Origin of the sequence: Streptococcus mitis, from assembly GCF_023109515.1 — a bacterium.
Lineage (GTDB): Bacteria > Bacillota > Bacilli > Lactobacillales > Streptococcaceae > Streptococcus > Streptococcus mitis_CS.
Genome location: NZ_JALDUM010000001.1, coordinates 638,766 through 656,900, shown reverse-complemented (window position 1 = coordinate 656,900; position 18,135 = coordinate 638,766). Strand labels below are relative to the sequence as shown.

Annotated in this window: 16 protein-coding genes and 3 pseudogenes; 16 read left to right on the top strand and 3 right to left on the bottom strand. The window is 39.0% G+C overall.

From position 1 onward, the window contains the following. Positions 1–46: 46 nt before the first annotated feature. The 6 genes from glgB to M1G05_RS03245 are packed head-to-tail and all read left to right on the top strand — an operon-like array spanning position 47 to position 7,493. On the top strand, positions 47–1,975 hold the full coding sequence (glgB, locus tag M1G05_RS03270) for a 1,4-alpha-glucan branching protein GlgB (protein WP_045611743.1): 1,929 nt from the start codon (positions 47–49) through the stop codon (positions 1,973–1,975). Beyond that, positions 1,965–3,107 carry a glucose-1-phosphate adenylyltransferase gene (locus M1G05_RS03265; protein ID WP_049491443.1) on the top strand — a complete coding sequence of 381 codons (1,143 nt, stop codon included), beginning with the start codon at positions 1,965–1,967 and terminating at the stop codon, positions 3,105–3,107. Before glgB ends, M1G05_RS03265 begins: the two co-directional genes overlap by 11 nt. Then, complete coding sequence (gene glgD / locus M1G05_RS03260; protein ID WP_247953096.1) at positions 3,097–4,236, top strand: glucose-1-phosphate adenylyltransferase subunit GlgD; 1,140 nt, start codon at positions 3,097–3,099, stop codon at positions 4,234–4,236. Before M1G05_RS03265 ends, glgD begins: the two co-directional genes overlap by 11 nt. Beyond that, complete coding sequence (glgA, locus tag M1G05_RS03255) at positions 4,233–5,666, top strand: glycogen synthase GlgA (protein WP_045611740.1); 1,434 nt, start codon at positions 4,233–4,235, stop codon at positions 5,664–5,666. The genes glgD and glgA overlap by 4 nt, the downstream gene beginning before the upstream one ends. A 58-nt stretch (positions 5,667–5,724) precedes the next feature. Then, positions 5,725–6,369 carry a phosphoserine phosphatase SerB gene (gene serB, locus M1G05_RS03250; protein WP_247953095.1) on the top strand — a complete coding sequence of 215 codons (645 nt, stop codon included), beginning with the start codon at positions 5,725–5,727 and terminating at the stop codon, positions 6,367–6,369. An 8-nt stretch (positions 6,370–6,377) separates the two neighbouring features. Continuing rightward, the gene (locus M1G05_RS03245; protein WP_203213176.1) at positions 6,378–7,493 is read left to right on the top strand and encodes a glycerate kinase; all 1,116 of its coding nucleotides are present in this window, start codon (positions 6,378–6,380) and stop codon (positions 7,491–7,493) included. On the opposite strand, the gene M1G05_RS03240 is transcribed toward M1G05_RS03245, so the two are convergent. Beyond that, on the bottom strand, positions 7,490–7,936 hold the full coding sequence (locus M1G05_RS03240) for a DUF1694 domain-containing protein (RefSeq protein WP_247953094.1): 447 nt from the start codon (positions 7,934–7,936) through the stop codon (positions 7,490–7,492). The two genes, M1G05_RS03245 and M1G05_RS03240, sit on opposite strands and share 4 nt — an antisense overlap. A gap of 163 nt (positions 7,937–8,099) precedes the next feature. Between M1G05_RS03240 and eno the strand changes: the two genes are divergently transcribed. The 6 genes and pseudogenes from eno to M1G05_RS03210 all read left to right on the top strand — a co-directional run. Next, entirely contained in the window at positions 8,100–9,404 is a 1,305-nt protein-coding gene (gene eno, locus M1G05_RS03235; RefSeq protein WP_000022821.1) for a surface-displayed alpha-enolase, read from the top strand. A 269-nt stretch (positions 9,405–9,673) separates the two neighbouring features. Further along, positions 9,674–10,933, top strand: coding sequence for a UDP-N-acetylglucosamine 1-carboxyvinyltransferase (locus M1G05_RS03230; RefSeq protein WP_045611736.1), 1,260 nt, complete (start codon positions 9,674–9,676; stop codon positions 10,931–10,933). A 15-nt stretch (positions 10,934–10,948) separates the two neighbouring features. Further along, positions 10,949–11,500 carry a GNAT family N-acetyltransferase gene (locus tag M1G05_RS03225; RefSeq protein ID WP_084929602.1) on the top strand — a complete coding sequence of 184 codons (552 nt, stop codon included), beginning with the start codon at positions 10,949–10,951 and terminating at the stop codon, positions 11,498–11,500. Beyond that, a complete protein-coding gene (gene spxR, locus M1G05_RS03220; protein WP_050242919.1) occupies positions 11,493–12,770 on the top strand; it encodes a CBS-HotDog domain-containing transcription factor SpxR in 1,278 nt (425 codons plus the stop codon). Before M1G05_RS03225 ends, spxR begins: the two co-directional genes overlap by 8 nt. 15 nt (positions 12,771–12,785) lie before the next feature. Then, on the top strand, positions 12,786–13,646 hold the full coding sequence (locus tag M1G05_RS03215) for a methionyl aminopeptidase (RefSeq protein WP_084887236.1): 861 nt from the start codon (positions 12,786–12,788) through the stop codon (positions 13,644–13,646). 314 nt (positions 13,647–13,960) lie between these two features. Next, positions 13,961–14,218, top strand: a pseudogene (locus M1G05_RS03210) (nucleotidyl transferase family protein); the annotation flags it as partial. Positions 14,219–14,271: 53 nt separating this feature from the next. Here the strand turns inward: M1G05_RS03210 and M1G05_RS03205 are convergent. Further along, positions 14,272–15,120, bottom strand: coding sequence for a YitT family protein (locus tag M1G05_RS03205; RefSeq protein WP_084887238.1), 849 nt, complete (start codon positions 15,118–15,120; stop codon positions 14,272–14,274). A 141-nt stretch (positions 15,121–15,261) separates the two neighbouring features. Here M1G05_RS03205 and M1G05_RS03200 point away from each other — a divergent pair, with 141 nt between their 5' ends. From M1G05_RS03200 to M1G05_RS03190, 4 genes and pseudogenes are all read left to right on the top strand, one after another. Then, a complete protein-coding gene (locus M1G05_RS03200; protein ID WP_247953093.1) occupies positions 15,262–16,101 on the top strand; it encodes a DegV family protein in 840 nt (279 codons plus the stop codon). 107 nt (positions 16,102–16,208) lie between these two features. Continuing rightward, positions 16,209–16,484, top strand: a complete 276-nt coding sequence (locus tag M1G05_RS03195; RefSeq protein WP_001284637.1) for an HU family DNA-binding protein — start codon at positions 16,209–16,211, stop codon at positions 16,482–16,484. 213 nt (positions 16,485–16,697) lie between these two features. Continuing rightward, a pseudogene (locus M1G05_RS10055) lies at positions 16,698–16,994 on the top strand (cytochrome c biogenesis CcdA family protein); the annotation flags it as partial. Between the two features lie 2 nt (positions 16,995–16,996). Next, a pseudogene (locus M1G05_RS03190) lies at positions 16,997–17,920 on the top strand (APC family permease); the annotation flags it as partial. On the opposite strand, the gene M1G05_RS03180 reads toward M1G05_RS03190, so the two are convergent. Then, a complete protein-coding gene (locus M1G05_RS03180) occupies positions 17,893–18,108 on the bottom strand; it encodes a hypothetical protein (protein ID WP_247953092.1) in 216 nt (71 codons plus the stop codon). The pseudogene M1G05_RS03190 and the gene M1G05_RS03180 sit on opposite strands and share 28 nt — an antisense overlap. Positions 18,109–18,135 lie beyond the last annotated feature (27 nt).

The window sequence follows — 18,135 nt, the reverse complement described above, 5'->3', positions numbered from 1 at the left end:
TAGTATAATAAATCTATAGAAAACGCTTACAGAATTAGGAGGGTGTATGGATAAGAATAATGCTTTAAAAACCTTTATGACAGGTGAAAATTTTCACCTCCAGCACTATCTGGGAGCTCATAGGGAAGAAAAAAATGGAGAGTATGGCTATACTTTTCGTGTGTGGGCGCCTAATGCTCAGGCTGTTCACTTGGTAGGGGATTTCACCAATTGGGTTGAAAATCAAATTCCAATGGAACGAAATGAATTTGGGATCTGGGAAGTCTTTACCACTCTTGCTCAAGAAGGCCAAATTTATAAGTATCATATCACACGATCAAACGGTCATCAGTTGATGAAGATTGACCCTTTGGCTGTAAGGTATGAGGCACGACCTGGTACTGGGGCTATTTTAACAGAGATTCCAGAAAAGAAATGGAAGGATGGTCTCTGGCTAGCCCGTAGAAAACGCTTGAGCTTTGAAGAGCGTCCTGTCAATATTTACGAGGCTCATGCTGGCTCTTGGAAGAGAAATCCTGATGGCAGCCCCTATAGTTTTTCTCAATTGAAAGATGAACTCATTCCTTACTTGGTTGAGATGAACTATACTCACATTGAGTTTATGCCTTTGATGTCTCACCCACTAGGTTTGAGTTGGGGCTATCAGCTTATGGGTTACTTTGCTCTAGAGCATGCCTATGGTCGTCCTGAAGAATTTCAAGATTTTGTTGAGGAATGTCACTTAAACAATATTGGGGTTATTGTAGACTGGGTACCTGGTCATTTCACCATTAATGATGATGCCTTAGCTTATTATGACGGGACACCGACTTTTGAGTACCAAGACCATAATAAGGCTCATAACTATGGTTGGGGCGCTCTCAATTTTGACCTTGGAAAAAATGAAGTCCAGTCCTTCTTGATTTCTAGTATTAAGTTTTGGATTGACTTTTACCATCTAGATGGTATTCGTGTGGATGCTGTCAGCAATATACTCTATTTAGACTACGATGATGCTCCATGGACACCTAATAAAGATGGTGGCAATCTCAACTATGAGGGATATTATTTCCTTCAACGCTTGAATGATGTGATTAAACTAGTTCATCCAGATGTGATGATGATTGCAGAAGAAAGTTCATCAGCTACTCAGATTACTGACACTAAGGATTCAGATGGTCTAGGATTTGACTACAAGTGGAATATGGGCTGGATGAATGATATCCTCCGATTCTACGAAGAAGATCCGATTTACCGTAAATATGACTTTAATCTGGTGACTTTCAGCTTTATGTATGTCTTCAAGGAAAACTATCTCCTACCATTCTCGCACGATGAAGTGGTTCACGGTAAGAAGAGTATGATGCATAAGATGTGGGGAGATCGCTACAATCAATTCGCAGGCTTGCGCAATCTCTACACTTACCAAATTTGTCACCCAGGTAAAAAATTGCTTTTCATGGGTAGTGAATATGGGCAATTCCTAGAATGGAAATCTGAAGAACAGTTGGAATGGTCAAACCTAGAAGATCCAATGAATGCGAAGATGAAGTATTTCACTTCTCAGCTAAACCAGTTTTACAAAGATCATCGCTGTTTGTGGGAAATCGATACCAGCTATGATGGTATTGAAATCATTGATGCGGATAATCGAGACCAGAGTGTTCTTTCTTTCATCCGTAAGGGTAAGAAGGACGATATGCTAGTCTGCGTCTTTAACATGGCACCAGTTGAACGAAAAGATTTTACAATCGGACTTCCTGTTGCAGGGATTTACGAAGAAGTCTGGAATACTGAGTTAGAAGAGTGGGGAGGCGTTTGGAAAGAACATAATCAAACTGTGCAAACGCAAGAAGGACTATGGAAAGATTATGAGCAGACCTTGACCTTTACCCTACCGGCTATGGGAGCAAGTGTTTGGAAAATCAAACGTCGCTTGAAACCTACTAAAACCGTCACAAGTAAAAACCAAAAAGGAGTAGAAAATGAAGAATGAAATGTTAGCTTTGATTCTTGCTGGTGGGCAAGGAACTCGTCTCGGTAAACTCACTCAAAGCATTGCAAAACCAGCTGTGCAATTTGGTGGGCGCTACCGTATCATTGACTTTGCTCTTTCAAACTGTGCCAACTCAGGCATCAACAATGTTGGAGTCATTACACAGTACCAACCACTTGCTCTCAACAACCATATTGGTAATGGTTCAAGCTGGGGACTAGACGGTATCAATTCTGGTGTCTCTATTCTTCAACCTTATTCTGCAAGTGAAGGAAATCGTTGGTTTGAGGGGACTAGCCACGCTATTTACCAAAATATTGATTATATCGACAGTGTCAATCCTGAGTATGTCTTGATTCTATCTGGGGACCATATCTACAAAATGGATTATGATGATATGCTCCAGTCTCACAAAGATAATAATGCCAGCTTGACAGTAGCGGTTTTAGACGTCCCTCTTAAAGAAGCTAGTCGTTTTGGTATTATGAACACAGATGCCAATAACCGCATTGTTGAATTTGAAGAAAAACCAGCTCAACCTAAATCTACAAAAGCTTCTATGGGAATTTACATTTTTGATTGGCAACGTCTGCGCAATATGCTTGTTACTGCTGAAAAGAGCAATGTCGATATGTCAGACTTCGGTAAGAATGTCATTCCAAATTACCTTGAGTCAGGTGAAAGTGTCTATGCATATGAGTTTAATGGCTACTGGAAAGATGTTGGTACTATTGAGTCACTTTGGGAAGCTAACATGGAATATATTTCACCAGAAAATGCCTTGGATAGCCGTAACCGTCAATGGAAGATTTACTCAAGAAACTTAATTTCACCACCAAACTTCCTTGGGGCAAATGCTCATGTGGAAGATTCCTTGGTTGTCGATGGCTGTTTCGTAGATGGAACTGTTAAACATTCTATCCTCTCAACAGGTGCGCAAGTTCGCGAAGGGGCAGAAGTAGTAGATTCAGTTATCATGAGTGGTGCAATTGTCGGTCAGGGAGCTAAAATCAAACGTGCCATTATTGGTGAAGGTGCAGTTATTTCTGATGGTGTCGAAATTGATGGAACAGAAGAAGTACAAGTTGTAGGATATGATGAAGTAGTGGGGGTAGCAACAGATGAAGATTGATAAATATTCTGCCATTTTAGGAAACACAGTTGGTTTTCATGATATGTCAACACTGACAGACCACCGTCCAGTAGCTAGTTTGCCATTTGGTGGTAAATATCGCTTGATCGACTTTCCACTTTCAAGTCTTGCTAATGCTGGTGTCCGTAGTATCTTTGGTATTTTCCAACAAGATAATATCAGCTCAGTCTTCGACCATATCCGTTCTGGGCGTGAGTGGGGCTTGTCAACTCTTCTTAGCCACTACTATCTAGGTATTTACAATACCCGTGTGGAAAGTAGTACAGTAGGAAAAGAATACTACCAACAGCTTCTTACTTACTTGAAACGTTCTGGCTCAAACCAAACAGTTTCACTCAACTGTGATGTTTTGATTAATATTGATTTGAACCAAGTTTTCCATCTACATAGTACAACAAAAGGTCCAATCACTGTAGTTTATAAAAAACTACCTAAAAAAGATATTTCAGAAGTAAATGCAATCTTAGAAGTGGATGAAACAGACCATGTCCGTTCTCATAAACTCTTTGATAGTAAATCATCAGATGAAGTTTACAATATGTCCACAGATATCTTTGTCGTCGATACACCTTGGTTGATTGAACGCTTAGAAGAAGAAGCTAAGAAAGAACATCCAGAGAAATTGCGTTATGTTTTACGAGATTTAGCTGCAAAAGAAGGGGCTTTTGCCTACGAGTACACAGGTTATCTAGCAAATATTCATTCTGTAGAGTCTTATTACAAAGCTAACAAAGATATGCTTGAATCACAAAAATTCTACTCTCTCTTCTCACCAAATCAAAAGATTTATACAAAGGTCAAAAACGAAGAGCCAACTTATTATGCTAATACATCTAAGGTAAGCACTTCTCAGTTTGCCTCTGGTAGTATTATTGAAGGTCAAGTGGCTAATTCTGTTTTATCACGTAATATTCATGTCCATAAGGATAGCTTGGTTAAAGATAGCATCTTATTCCCTCGTGTTGTTATTGGAGAAGGTGCTCAGGTAGAATATGCTATCTTGGACAAGGGTGTTGAAGTTGCGGATGGAGTTGTGATCCGTGGAACTGCAGAACATCCAGTCGTCGTTAAGAAAGGTGCTAAAGTAACAGAGGATATTCATTCATGAAAATTTTATTTGTAGCAGCTGAGGGTGCACCCTTTTCAAAAACAGGTGGTTTGGGAGACGTCATTGGTGCTCTTCCCAAATCACTGGTAAAAGCGGGACATGAAGTTGCAGTAATTCTCCCCTACTATGATATGGTAGAGGCTAAATTTGGAAATCAGATTGAAGATGTGCTTCATTTTGAGGTGAGTGTTGGTTGGCGCAGACAGTACTGTGGGATTAAGAAAACAGTCTTAAATGGTGTAACCTTCTACTTTATTGACAACCAATATTATTTTTTCCGTGGTCATGTTTACGGTGATTTTGATGACGGTGAACGCTTTGCTTTCTTCCAACTAGCTGCCATTGAGGCTATGGAAAGGATTGACTTTATTCCTGATCTTCTCCATGTTCATGACTACCATACAGCTATGATTCCTTTCTTGTTGAAGGAAAAATACCGTTGGATTCAAGCCTATCAAGGAATAAAAACTGTTTTAACCATTCATAATTTGGAATTCCAAGGACAATTTTCAGAAGGAATGTTATGGGATTTGTTTGGAGTTGGCTTTGAGCGTTATGCTGATGGCACCCTTCGATGGAACAACTGTCTGAACTGGATGAAGGCAGGTATTCTCTATGCGGATCGTGTTTCAACCGTTTCGCCTAGCTATGCTCATGAAATTATGACTAGTCAGTTTGGATGTAACTTGGATCAGATTCTTCGAATGGAGTCTGGTAAGGTATCTGGTATCGTAAATGGGATTGATGCTGACCTTTATAATCCTCAGACGGATGCCCTTTTAGACTATCATTTTAATCAGGAAGATTTGTCTGGGAAGGCCCAAAATAAGGCAAAATTGCAAGAGAGAGTTGGCTTGCCAGTTAGATCTGACGTTCCTCTGGTGGGAATTGTTTCTCGTTTGACACGTCAAAAAGGTTTTGATGTGGTGGTGGAAAGTCTGCACCATATCTTGCAAAATGATGTTCAGATTGTTCTTTTAGGAACTGGTGATCCAGCCTTTGAAGGAGCTTTCTCATGGTTTGCTCAAATCTATCCAGACAAGCTATCAGCAAATATCACTTTTGATGTCAAACTAGCTCAAGAAATCTACGCTGCTTGTGATCTCTTCCTCATGCCAAGTCGTTTTGAACCGTGTGGCTTGTCTCAAATGATGGCGATGCGTTACGGAACCTTGCCATTGGTTCATGAAGTTGGTGGCTTGCGAGATACCGTTCGTGCTTTCAATCCAATCGAAGGAAGCGGTACTGGCTTTAGCTTCGACAATCTATCTCCTTACTGGTTAAATTGGACTTTCCAAACAGCATTGGACTTGTATAGAAACCATCCTGATGTTTGGAGAAACCTACAAAAACAAGCTATGGAGTGTGATTTCTCATGGGATACAGCCTGCAGGTCATACCTTGACTTGTACCATAGTTTAGTTAATTAATAGATAAAATCGTATGATGACTTCATACGATTTTTAGGCTGTTTAGAGAGGAGAACTGATGTCCCAAGTAAAAGGCTTGTGTGTCATGGATGTTGACGGCACCTTAATCCTAGAAGAAGTGATTGATTTGTTGGGAAGAGAGGCAGGTCGTGAGGCGGAAATTGCGCAGCTTACAAGTCAGGCAATGCGAGGAGAGTTGAATTTTGAAACGAGTTTACGAGACAGAGTTTTCTTGTTGGAAGGCCTTCCTATTTCGGTCTTTGATACAGTCTTCAATTCTATTCATCTATCGCCAAATGCCCAGGAATTCATTTCTATTCTCCAAAGGAATGCTATCCTAGTTGGTATGGTGTCCGGTGGATTTTCTCCAATAGTTGAGAGATTAGCAAAATCTCTTGGAATTGCCTATTTTTCTGCCAACCAACTTGAAGTCAAAGGTGGCTTTCTAACAGGGGAATTAGTTGGACAAATTATCAGTCCCCAGGTCAAAAAAGATACTCTAGAACAATGGAGAAAGGAACTGCAACTTCCTAGAGAAAGAACTGTTGCAATCGGAGATGGGGCCAATGATCTATTTATGTTGAAGTCGGCAGGATTGGGAATCGCCTTTTGTGGCAAAGAAGTACTCAAAAAAGAAATACCGAATCATGTTGACAAGAGGGATTTTTTAGAAGTTCTTCCTTTGATTGACTGTTTAGAATGAGGGAAAATATGAAGATTGTAATTGCACCAGATTCATTTAAGGAAAGCTTGTCCGCTCAACAAGTAGCTGAAGCAATAAAAAGAGGCTTCCAACAATCGATAGCAGATGTAGAATGTCTCCTCTGCCCTGTTGGTGATGGGGGAGAAGGTACTGTAGATGCTATCCGACATTCTCTTGACCTAGAAGAAAAATGGATCCAAGTGACAGGACCTTTTGGACAAAAAGAAGCCATGCGCTATTTTCAAAAAAGTCAACTGGCATTATTTGAAGTTGCCGACTTGGTTGGCCTTGGAAAAATTCCGCTAGAGAAACGAAATCCACTTCAAATACAAACTCGTGGTATTGGAGAGTTGATTCGTCATCTCATTGCTCAAGGGATTAAAGAAATCTATATCGGCGTTGGTGGTACGGCCAGTAATGACGGAGGAATTGGGATCGCTGCTGGATTGGGGTATCAATTCTATGATAAGGATGGAAATGTCTTGCCGGCTTGCGGTCAATCCTTACTAAAATTAGCTTCTGTTTCAACAGAAAATCGCTATGAAATTTCTGAAGATGTTCAAATTCGTATTTTAGCAGATGTCGTGAGTCCCTTATGTGGTCCTCAAGGTGCGACCTATATTTTTGGCAAACAAAAAGGCCTAGATCCTACTATGTTTGATGCCGTAGATCAGGCAATCCAAGATTTTTATGAAAAAGTCTCACCTGCAACATTGGAAATTAAAGGAGCAGGAGCTGGTGGAGGCATTGCTGGCGGTTTGTGTGCCTTTGCTCAGGCAAATATCGTGTCGGGAATTGATACCTGCTTGAACCTAATCAACTTTGATAAGAAAGTTTCAAATGCTGACTTGGTTATTGTTGGAGAAGGAAGACTAGATTGTCAAAGCTTTGCTGGGAAAGCGCCTATAGGCGTAGCAAAAAGAACCCCTGTCGGAGTTCCTGTTATTGCTATTTGCGGTAGTCTCGCTGAAGATTTACCTTCCCTACCATTTGAAAATATCCAAGCTGCCTTTTCTATTTTGGAGAAAAGTGAACCTCTAGAAGAGAGTTTGAAAAATGCCAGTCTCTATTTGGAGCACACGGCTGCTAATGTAGGGCATTTATTAAATATGCGCAAGATTTAGCCAAACCATTTCTTCCAGATGGATGTTTTGGCTGGTTCTTCCTTTTTAACTTCCCAAAGTTTTGCAAAAGCAAGTCGAAGGTTCTTTTCTTCTACTTGAACTGGTGCATTGGTGTGGATAATAAGGCCAAAAGGAGAAGAAGTATGCTTTTCAGATACAATGGTAGCTTGACTATCAGTTTCTTTTGCTTCTTTTAAGTAGAAAACTTGTTTGTCAAATTCGATAGTTGGTGAAATCTTCACAAATAGTGGTTCTGCTTTTTGCTGAAGGTTTTCTAAAATAGATAAAAAGCCTTTTTCTAACTGAGGGCTATTTGCTGTGTCAATATCTGCATATCCAAGAACTCTTTCCTCAAAAGTGCCAAGATAGCGTCTTTGCTCATCTGGATTTAATTTTGGCCCACCATGAGCTTTTTCAAGTAATTGTTTTGATAAATCTGTCATGAAAACAGTATATCATAAAAGTTAGAATAAAACAGACAAAAGAAAGCGATTACTTTATAAAGTTAAGGAAAATTTGCACAAAGATAACGTTTTTTCTTGAAAAAGGAGGGCTTTTAAGGTATTATAGAGGTGTAAAAAATTTAACTCATAAGGAGAGTAAAAAATGTCAATTATTACTGATGTTTACGCTCGCGAAGTCCTAGACTCACGCGGTAACCCAACACTTGAAGTAGAAGTTTACACTGAATCAGGTGCTTTCGGACGTGGTATGGTTCCATCAGGAGCTTCTACTGGTGAACACGAAGCAGTTGAACTTCGCGACGGTGACAAATCTCGTTACGGTGGTCTTGGTACACAAAAAGCTGTTGACAACGTAAACAACATCATTGCTGAAGCAATCATCGGCTACGATGTACGTGACCAACAAGCTATCGACCGTGCTATGATCGCACTTGACGGTACTCCTAACAAAGGTAAATTGGGTGCAAACGCAATCCTTGGTGTGTCTATCGCTGTAGCTCGTGCTGCTGCTGACTACCTTGAAATCCCACTTTACAGCTACCTTGGTGGATTCAACACTAAAGTTCTTCCAACTCCAATGATGAACATCATCAACGGTGGTTCTCACTCTGACGCTCCAATCGCTTTCCAAGAATTCATGATCGTACCTGCTGGTGCGCCATCATTCAAAGAAGCTCTTCGTTGGGGTGCTGAAATCTTCCACGCTCTTAAGAAAATCCTTAAATCTCGTGGTCTTGAAACAGCCGTAGGTGACGAAGGTGGATTCGCTCCTCGTTTTGAAGGAACTGAAGATGGAGTTGAAACTATCCTTGCTGCTATCGAAGCTGCTGGATATGTTCCAGGTAAAGACGTATTTATCGGATTTGACTGTGCTTCATCAGAATTCTACGATAAAGAACGTAAAGTTTACGACTACACTAAATTTGAAGGTGAAGGAGCAGCTGTACGTACTGCTGCAGAACAAATCGACTACCTTGAAGAATTGGTAAACAAATACCCAATCATCACTATCGAAGATGGTATGGATGAAAACGACTGGGACGGTTGGAAAGCTCTTACTGAACGTCTTGGTGGCAAAGTTCAATTGGTTGGTGACGACTTCTTCGTAACAAACACTTCTTACCTTGAAAAAGGTATTGCAGAAGGTGCTGCTAACTCAATCCTTATCAAAGTTAACCAAATCGGTACTCTTACTGAAACATTCGACGCTATCGAAATGGCGAAGGAAGCTGGTTACACTGCCGTTGTATCACACCGTTCAGGTGAAACTGAAGATTCAACAATCGCTGACATTGCAGTTGCAACTAACGCAGGACAAATTAAAACAGGTTCACTTTCACGTACAGACCGTATCGCTAAATACAACCAATTGCTTCGCATCGAAGACCAACTTGGTGAAGTAGCAGAATACCGTGGATTGAAATCATTCTACAACCTTAAAAAATAAAATAGTTCACTGAACTATTTTATCCCGAACCTTGAAATTCAAAAGTTCGGCCGTTGATTTAACAACGTTTTAAGCCCCTCGGATTTTATCCGAAGGGCTATTTTTGTATTTAGGGGGCAAAAAAGGGGCAAAACATTTCAAGACATCTCATTTACCAATAAATACGATTCAGCTAATATAATTGAAAATGATGGAAAAAAGGGTGAATTTATGATATACTTTAATGTAGGACCTTTTTAGAAATTTTGAAAGAGCATAAAAAATTTAGAATGAGAAAAATTGTTATCAATGGTGGATTACCCTTGCAAGGTGAAATCACTATTAGCGGTGCTAAAAATAGCGTTGTGGCCTTAATTCCAGCTATTATTTTGGCTGATGATGTGGTGACTTTGGATTGTGTTCCAGATATTTCCGATGTTGCTAGTCTTGTCGAAATCATGGAGTTAATGGGTGCTACCGTTAAGCGTTATGACGATGTGTTAGAGATTGATCCACGAGGTGTTCAAAATATTCCAATGCCTTATGGGAAAATCAACAGTCTTCGTGCATCTTATTATTTTTATGGAAGTCTTTTAGGTCGCTTTGGGGAAGCTACAGTTGGTTTGCCTGGTGGATGTGATTTGGGACCACGTCCTATAGACTTACACCTAAAGGCTTTTGAAGCAATGGGAGCTACTGTTAGCTACGAGGGAGATAACATGAAGTTATCTGCTAAAGATGTGGGACTTCATGGTGCAAGTATTTACATGGATACGGTTAGTGTCGGTGCGACGATTAATACGATGATTGCTGCGGTTAAAGCAAATGGGCGTACTATTATTGAAAATGCAGCCCGTGAGCCTGAGATTATTGATGTTGCCACTCTCTTGAATAATATGGGTGCCCATATCCGTGGGGCAGGAACTAATATTATCACTATTGATGGTGTTGAAAGATTACACGGAACTCGCCATCAGGTGATTCCAGACCGTATTGAAGCAGGAACATATATTTCCTTAGCTGCTGCAGTCGGTAAGGGAATTCGTATCAACAATGTATTATACGAACACTTAGAAGGATTCATCGCTAAGTTGGAAGAGATGGGTGTGAGAATGACTGTATCTGAAGACAGTATTTTTGTCGAAGAACAGTCTAATTTGAAAGCAATCAATATTAAGACAGCACCTTATCCTGGTTTTGCTACTGACTTGCAACAACCAATTACTCCACTCTTGTTAACAGCAGAGGGGCGTGGTACCATTATTGATACCATTTATGAAAAACGAGTAAACCATGTTTTTGAACTAGCAAAGATGGACGCAGATATTACGACTACAAACGACCATATTTTATATACTGGTGGACGTGGTTTGCGTGGTGCAAATGTAAAAGCTACTGACCTTAGAGCTGGGGCCGCACTTGTCATTGCTGGTTTAATGGCTGAAGGCAAAACTGAAATTACAAATATTGAGTTCATCTTACGTGGTTATTCAGATATTATTGAAAAATTACGTAATCTAGGAGCAGATATTACACTTGTTGAAGAATAAACCGTAGGGGTGTTTATGAATATTTGGACCAAATTAGCAATGTTTTCTTTTTTTGAAACGGATCGCTTGTATTTGCGTCCTTTCTTTTTTAGTGATAGTCAAGACTTCCATGAGATAGCTTCAAATCCAGAAAATTTACAATTCATTTTTCCAAGTCAAGCTAGTTTGGAAGAGAGTCAATATGCACTGGCCAATTATTTTATGAAGTCTCCTTTAGGTGTATGGGCTATTTGTGACAAGAAAACTGAAAAAATGATTGGTTCAATTAAGTTTGAAAAGCTAGATGAAATAAAAAAAGAAGCAGAACTTGGTTATTTTTTAAGAAGAGATTCATGGTCTAAAGGTTTCATGACAGAAGTTGTTAAAAAACTTTGTCAGCTTTCTTTTGAGGAACTTGGTTTAAAACAATTATCCATTATTACCCACCTTGAAAACGAAGCTAGTCAAAGAGTTGCATTTAAGTCTGGATTTCGTTTGTTCCGTCAGTTTAAAGGAAGTGATCGCTATACAAGGAAAATGCGAGATTATCTTGAGTTTCGCTTTGTAAAGGGAGAAATTAATGAGTAAACACCAAGAAATTCTAAGTTATTTGGAAGAATTACCTGTTGGTAAAAGAGTCAGTGTTCGAAGCATTTCCAACCATCTAGGAGTCAGTGATGGAACGGCTTATCGGGCCATTAAAGAAGCTGAAAACCGTGGAATTGTGGAGACCCGTCCTAGAAGTGGAACAATCCGCGTCAAATCACAGAAAGTTGCGATTGAAAGATTAACTTTTGCTGAAATTGCAGAAGTGACTTCTTCTGAGGTTCTGGCTGGGCAAGAAGGTTTAGAGAGAGAATTTAGTAAGTTTTCAATTGGTGCCATGACTGAACAAAATATCTTGTCTTACCTTCACGATGGGGGGCTCTTGATTGTCGGAGACCGAACGCGTATTCAGTTGCTAGCCTTGGAAAATGAAAATGCAGTCTTGGTTACAGGTGGATTTCAGGTTCATGATGATGTGCTTAAACTGGCCAATCAAAAAGGAATTCCTGTTTTAAGAAGCAAACATGACACTTTCACTGTTGCGACCATGATCAATAAAGCCTTGTCAAATGTTCAAATCAAAACAGATATTTTGACAGTTGAGAAACTTTACCGTCCGAGTCATGAGTATGGTTTTCTGAGAGAGACTGACACTGTTAAAGATTATTTGGACTTAGTACGTAAGAATCGTAGCAGTCGTTTCCCAGTTATCAATCAACATCAGGTTGTTGTTGGGGTTGTTACCATGAGAGACGCTGGTGATAAGTCACCAAGCACCACAATTGACAAGGTCATGTCTCGTAGTCTATTTTTAGTTGGATTATCGACAAATATTGCCAATGTGAGTCAACGGATGATTGCAGAAGACTTTGAAATGGTACCGGTTGTTCGAAATAATCAAACCTTGCTTGGGGTTGTAACCAGACGAGATGTCATGGCGAAGATGAGTCGTTCCCAAGTTTCTGCTCTACCTACTTTTTCTGAGCAGATTGGTCAAAAACTTTCTTATCACCATGATGAAGTAGTGATTACCGTGGAACCCTTTATGCTAGAGAAGAACGGTGTTTTGGCTAATGGTGTATTGGCAGAAATTCTGACCCACATGACTCAAGATTTAGTTGTGAATAGTGGTCGCAATCTTATTATTGAGCAGATGCTAATCTACTTTTTGCAGGCTGTTCAGATAGATGATATATTGCGCATTCAAGCACGCATTATCCATCATACGAGACGGTCAGCTATTATTGATTACGATATTTATCATGGTCATCAGATTGTTTCAAAAGCAAATGTGACTGTTAAAATTAATTAGAAACTAGGAGAAAAAATGATAACATTAAAATCAGCTCGTGAAATCGAAGCTATGGATAAGGCCGGTGATTTTCTAGCAAGTATTCATATCGGCTTGCGTGATTTGATTAAGCCAGGCGTAGATATGTGGGAAGTTGAAGAATACGTTCGCCGTCGTTGTAAGGAAGAAAATTTCCTTCCGCTTCAGATTGGAGTTGACGGTGCCATGATGGACTATCCTTATGCTACCTGTTGCTCTCTTAACGATGAAGTAGCTCACGCTTTCCCTCGTCACTATATCTTGAAAGATGGTGATTTGCTCAAAGTTGACATGGTTTTGGGAGGTCCCATTGCTAAATCTGACCTGAATGTCTCAAAATTAAATTTCAACAATGTGGAGCAAATGAAAAAATACACTCAGAGCTATTCTGGTGGCCTAGCAGACTCTTGTTGGGCTTATGCTGTTGGTACACCGTCCGAAAAAGTGAAAAACTTGATGGATGTAACTAAAGAGGCCATGTATAAGGGGATTGAGCAGGCTGTTGTTGGAAATCGTATCGGTGATATCGGTGCGGCTATTCAAGAATACGCTGAAAGTCGTGGATACGGTGTAGTGCGAGATTTGGTTGGTCATGGTGTTGGCCCAACTATGCACGAAGAGCCAATGGTTCCCAACTATGGTATTGCAGGTCGTGGACTTCGTCTTCGTGAAGGTATGGTCTTGACCATTGAACCGATGATCAATACAGGTGACTGGGAAATCGATACAGATATGAAAACTGGCTGGGCGCATAAGACCATTGACGGTGGATTGTCATGTCAGTATGAACACCAATTTGTCATTACTAAAGATGGTCCGGTAATCTTGACTAGCCAAGGTGAAGAAGGGACTTATTAATAAAAAGTGAAAAGGCTACTGGAAGTTCATTTCTAAAGAATCTAGTAGATCTTTTCATATTAAATAAACGCATTGTATCAAGTTTTTAAGTGCCTGATATAATGCGTTTTTCTGGCTTTAAAATTCTTACCTCAATATATTGTACTTTATAATCATTTCAAAAAAATGAACTTTCTACACTGTTACACTTCAGGTAAAAAATATGTTTCAGATTTTCTGTTACAGAAATAGATATCATTATGAAATAATTATTTTATATTTACTACTATTTCTATAAAAACCACAAAGATATTGGCAAACTATCTGATAAATAATTATTTCGTGTTACCAACAAGGCTACGAGGAAGGATTTGTTGCCTATCGTGGTTATGATGTTTAATGAATCTTTAAAGATTGCTTTAGAGCCTTATCATTCGGAATTGTTTTTACATATTTTGAACTCTACTGAACGTGAAAGAAAGTAAAAACGAGAGGGTGTAGAGGAATTATATCTTCTTGATTTTAGTAGTCAATTCGATACTCTCACGACAGAAGATTTAAAGGATTACTTTGATGGAGAAATTATCATTGTTTCACGTTATTATTGTAGATTCTAAAAGAAATCAATTCAGTACATTACCTCTTTTTATTCTTTTTCAAAGGTAAATCCTTCTCCAAGGATTTCGTGGGCTTCTGTAATAGTTATAAAGGCTTGAGGATCGATTCGATGAATCATTTCCTTCATTTTAACAATTTCATTTCTTCCGACAATACAGTAAATGATTTTTAAATCTTCTCGACTATAATAACCTTGACCTGAGATGAAAGTAACGCCTCTACCTAGGTCATCATTAATCGCCTTAGCAAGTTGGTCAGGACGTTTTGTGATAATCATAAATCCTTTACCTGCATAGCCACCTTCGCCGATCAAATCAATAACACGAGAAACGATAAAATCAAATAAGAGCGTGTAGGTAACTAATCTCAGATCCTTAAAGATTAGGAGAATAAGCATGAGAATACAAAAATCTAAGATAAAAAGCAGTTTTCCCATAGATATATGAGTGTATTTATTGATAATACGAGCTACAATATCAGTTCCACCAGTTGTCCCACCAGCATTGAAGATAATTCCGAGCCCAATTCCCAATAGAATCCCAGCTATAAGGGCTGTGATCAGTAAATCACCTTGAAGATCAATATGAAGGGGAATACGCTCAAAAAAAGCCAACCAGGCGGACAAGGCTAAGGTTCCTAGTAAACTAGAATAGAGAGATTTTGCTCCAAAAATCTTCCAAGCTAGGATGAAAAGAGGAATATTAATCAGCAAGTTCATGAGGGAAACAGGGATTTTAAAAAGATAAAAGGTGATGAGGGTAATACCTGTCGCCCCTCCTTCAAAGAGATGATGAGGAACTACAAAATAAGTCAGCCCAAAAGCATAAATAGCGGCACCTAGTAAAATGGTAAAAATGGGGTAAATTTTTTTAATCATAGAACACCTCTTTTCTTATAAGTAGATTATATCAAATTTTTAAGAAAAAATTGAATGACTCCATTAGGATTTTCAATCTTTTTTTGATATAATTAGAAGTAAGAAAACCAATCTGAATCCTAAAATAGAAAGATTGACACTATGACAAAAATTAAGATTGTAACCGATTCATCTGTTACTATTGAACCAGAACTCGTAAATCAATTAGATATTACTGTTGTTCCATTATCTGTAATGATTGATAATGTTGTTTATTCTGATGCTGATTTGAAAGAAGAAGGTAAATTTCTTCAGTTGATGCAAGCAAGTAAGAATCTTCCGAAAACCAGTCAACCGCCTGTAGGTGTCTTCGCTGAAGTTTTTGAAGACCTATGCAAGGATGGTAGCCAGATTCTTGCTATTCATATGTCCCATGCTCTTTCTGGTACTGTAGAAGCAGCGCGCCAAGGTGCTAGCTTATCTACTGCCGATGTGACAGTTATTGATAGTTCCTTCACTGACCAAGCACTGAAATTCCAAGTTGTTGAAGCTGCGAAGTTAGCACAAGAAGGAAAAGAGTTGGAGGAAATTTTATCTCATGTAGAAGAGGTTAAAAACCACACAGAACTTTATATTGGTGTTTCAACTTTGGAAAATCTTGTCAAAGGTGGACGAATTGGCCGTGTAACTGGATTATTGAGTTCGCTCCTTAACATCCGTGTTGTTATGCAGATGAAGAACCATGAATTGCAACCAATTGTTAAAGGTCGTGGAGCTAAAACCTTTAAAAAATGGTTAGATGAGCTGACAAATTCTCTTTCTGGACGTTCTGTAGCAGAGATTGGAATTTCATATTCTGGTAGTGCTGATTGGGCAAAAGAGATGAAAGAAAGCTTACAAGCTTATGTTGAAAAGCCAATTTCAGTTTTGGAAACGGGCTCTATTATTCAAACTCACACGGGTGAGAACGCTTGGGCTATTTTAGTACGTTACTACTCTTAAAAAAATAAATAAAATGGGAAGAAATAGCGTTTTTAACTTGACCTAAAAGGGATTTTAGGATATGATTATAATTGTTAATTAGAAATTAAATTGGAGGAATCATTAACATGGCAAACAAACAAGATTTGATCGCTAAAGTAGCAGAAGCTACAGAATTGACTAAGAAAGACTCAGCAGCAGCAGTTGAAGCTGTATTCGCAGCAGTAGCTGATTACCTTGCAGCTGGTGAAAAAGTTCAATTGATCGGTTTTGGTAACTTTGAAGTTCGTGAGCGTGCTGCACGTAAAGGTCGCAACCCACAAACTGGTAAAGAAATCACAATTGCAGCTTCTAAAGTTCCAGCATTCAAAGCTGGTAAAGCTCTTAAAGACGCTGTTAAATAATCAGCCTTTAAAAAGCCTGTCATATCAAGCATTTGAGCTTGTGTGATGGGCTTTTTTGTGTTCTTAGGGCATTTTTGGGGCAAAATCTGAATTAACTAGTGGCAGAAATGACTATTCATGTATAGGCTAATTCAATTTGCGTAGCGGAAATCATACAAATAAAATTGATTATAGTAAAATAGGATTAGAAATCTTAAGAAAGTTGGTTCTTTATTGGAAACGATAGTATTTTCAATCTCCGTTTTTCTAGCAGGGATTTTGTCCTTCTTTTCTCCCTGTATTTTTCCTCTGTTACCAGTTTACACTGGAATTTTGCTGGATGATCAGGAAAGTGCAAAAAGCTTCTCCTTGTTTGGAAGAAAAGTTGCCTGGTCAGGCTTGATTCGAACACTTTGCTTTATTGCAGGTATTTCTCTTATTTTCTTTATTCTAGGATTTGGTGCTGGTTACTTTGGTAATATTCTCTATGCCAATTGGTTTCGCTATACCATGGGAACAATTATTATCATTTTCTTGTTTTGGTCTTGGTGACCTCGCTTGTTCTACTCAATGCTAAAGCAGCATTACGCTTTAATTCAATTTTAGTTATTTTGAAATTTTCCGCTTTAGCTCTCTTTGTTTTAGTAGGAATTTGGCATATCAAGCTTGATAATTGGAGCAATTTCGCTCCTTATGGTTTTGGTCAAATTTATGGTGCTAGTACTGGTATTATGGCTGGTGCGTCCTTAATGTTCTTTGGATTTTTAGGCTTCGAATCCATCTCTATGGCTGTAGATGAAGTCAAGACTCCTCAAAAAAATATTCCGAGAGGGATTGTCTTATCACTTTCAATCGTAACCATTCTTTATGCCTTGGTGACTCTTGTCTTGACTGGTGTGGTTCACTATAGTCATCTAAATGTCGACGATGCCGTTGCTTTTGCTCTTCGCAGTGTTGGGATTAGTTGGGCAGCCAACTATGTGTCATTAGTGGCTATCTTGACCTTGATTACAGTTTGTATTTCGATGACCTATGCCCTATCACGTATGATTTACAGTTTAGCGCGTGACGGCTTGATACCTGCTGCCTTTAAAGAACTGACCAAAACAAGCAAGGTACCAAAAAATGCTACTATCTTGACAGGTCTAGCTTCAGCAGTAGCAGCAGGAATGTTCCCTCTTGCTAGTATCGCAGCCTTCTTAAATATTTGTACCTTGGCTTACTTGATCATGCTGGCTTATGGTCTGATTCGCTTACGGAAAGAAAAAGGAATGCCCAAAGCGGGCGAGTTTAAAACACCATTGGTACCTCTGTTACCAATTTTATCAATCATCATTTGTTTATCCTTTATGTTACAGTATAATATGGAAACTTGGGTTGCTTTCCTAGTTGCATTGTTAGTAGGAAGTATGATTTACTTCACTTATGGTTATAAGCATTCTACCTTAGAAGAATAATACTCTTCGAAAATCTCTTCAAACCACGTCAGCTTCGCCTTGCCGTATGTATGGTTACTGACTTCGTCAGTTTCATCTACAACCTCAAAAACATGTTTTGAGCTGACTTCGTCAGTCTTATCTACAACCTCAAAGTCGTGCTTTGAGCAGCCTGCGGCTAGCTTCCTAATTTGCTCTTTGATTTTCATTGAGTATATAAAGTGAGAATCTGTTGA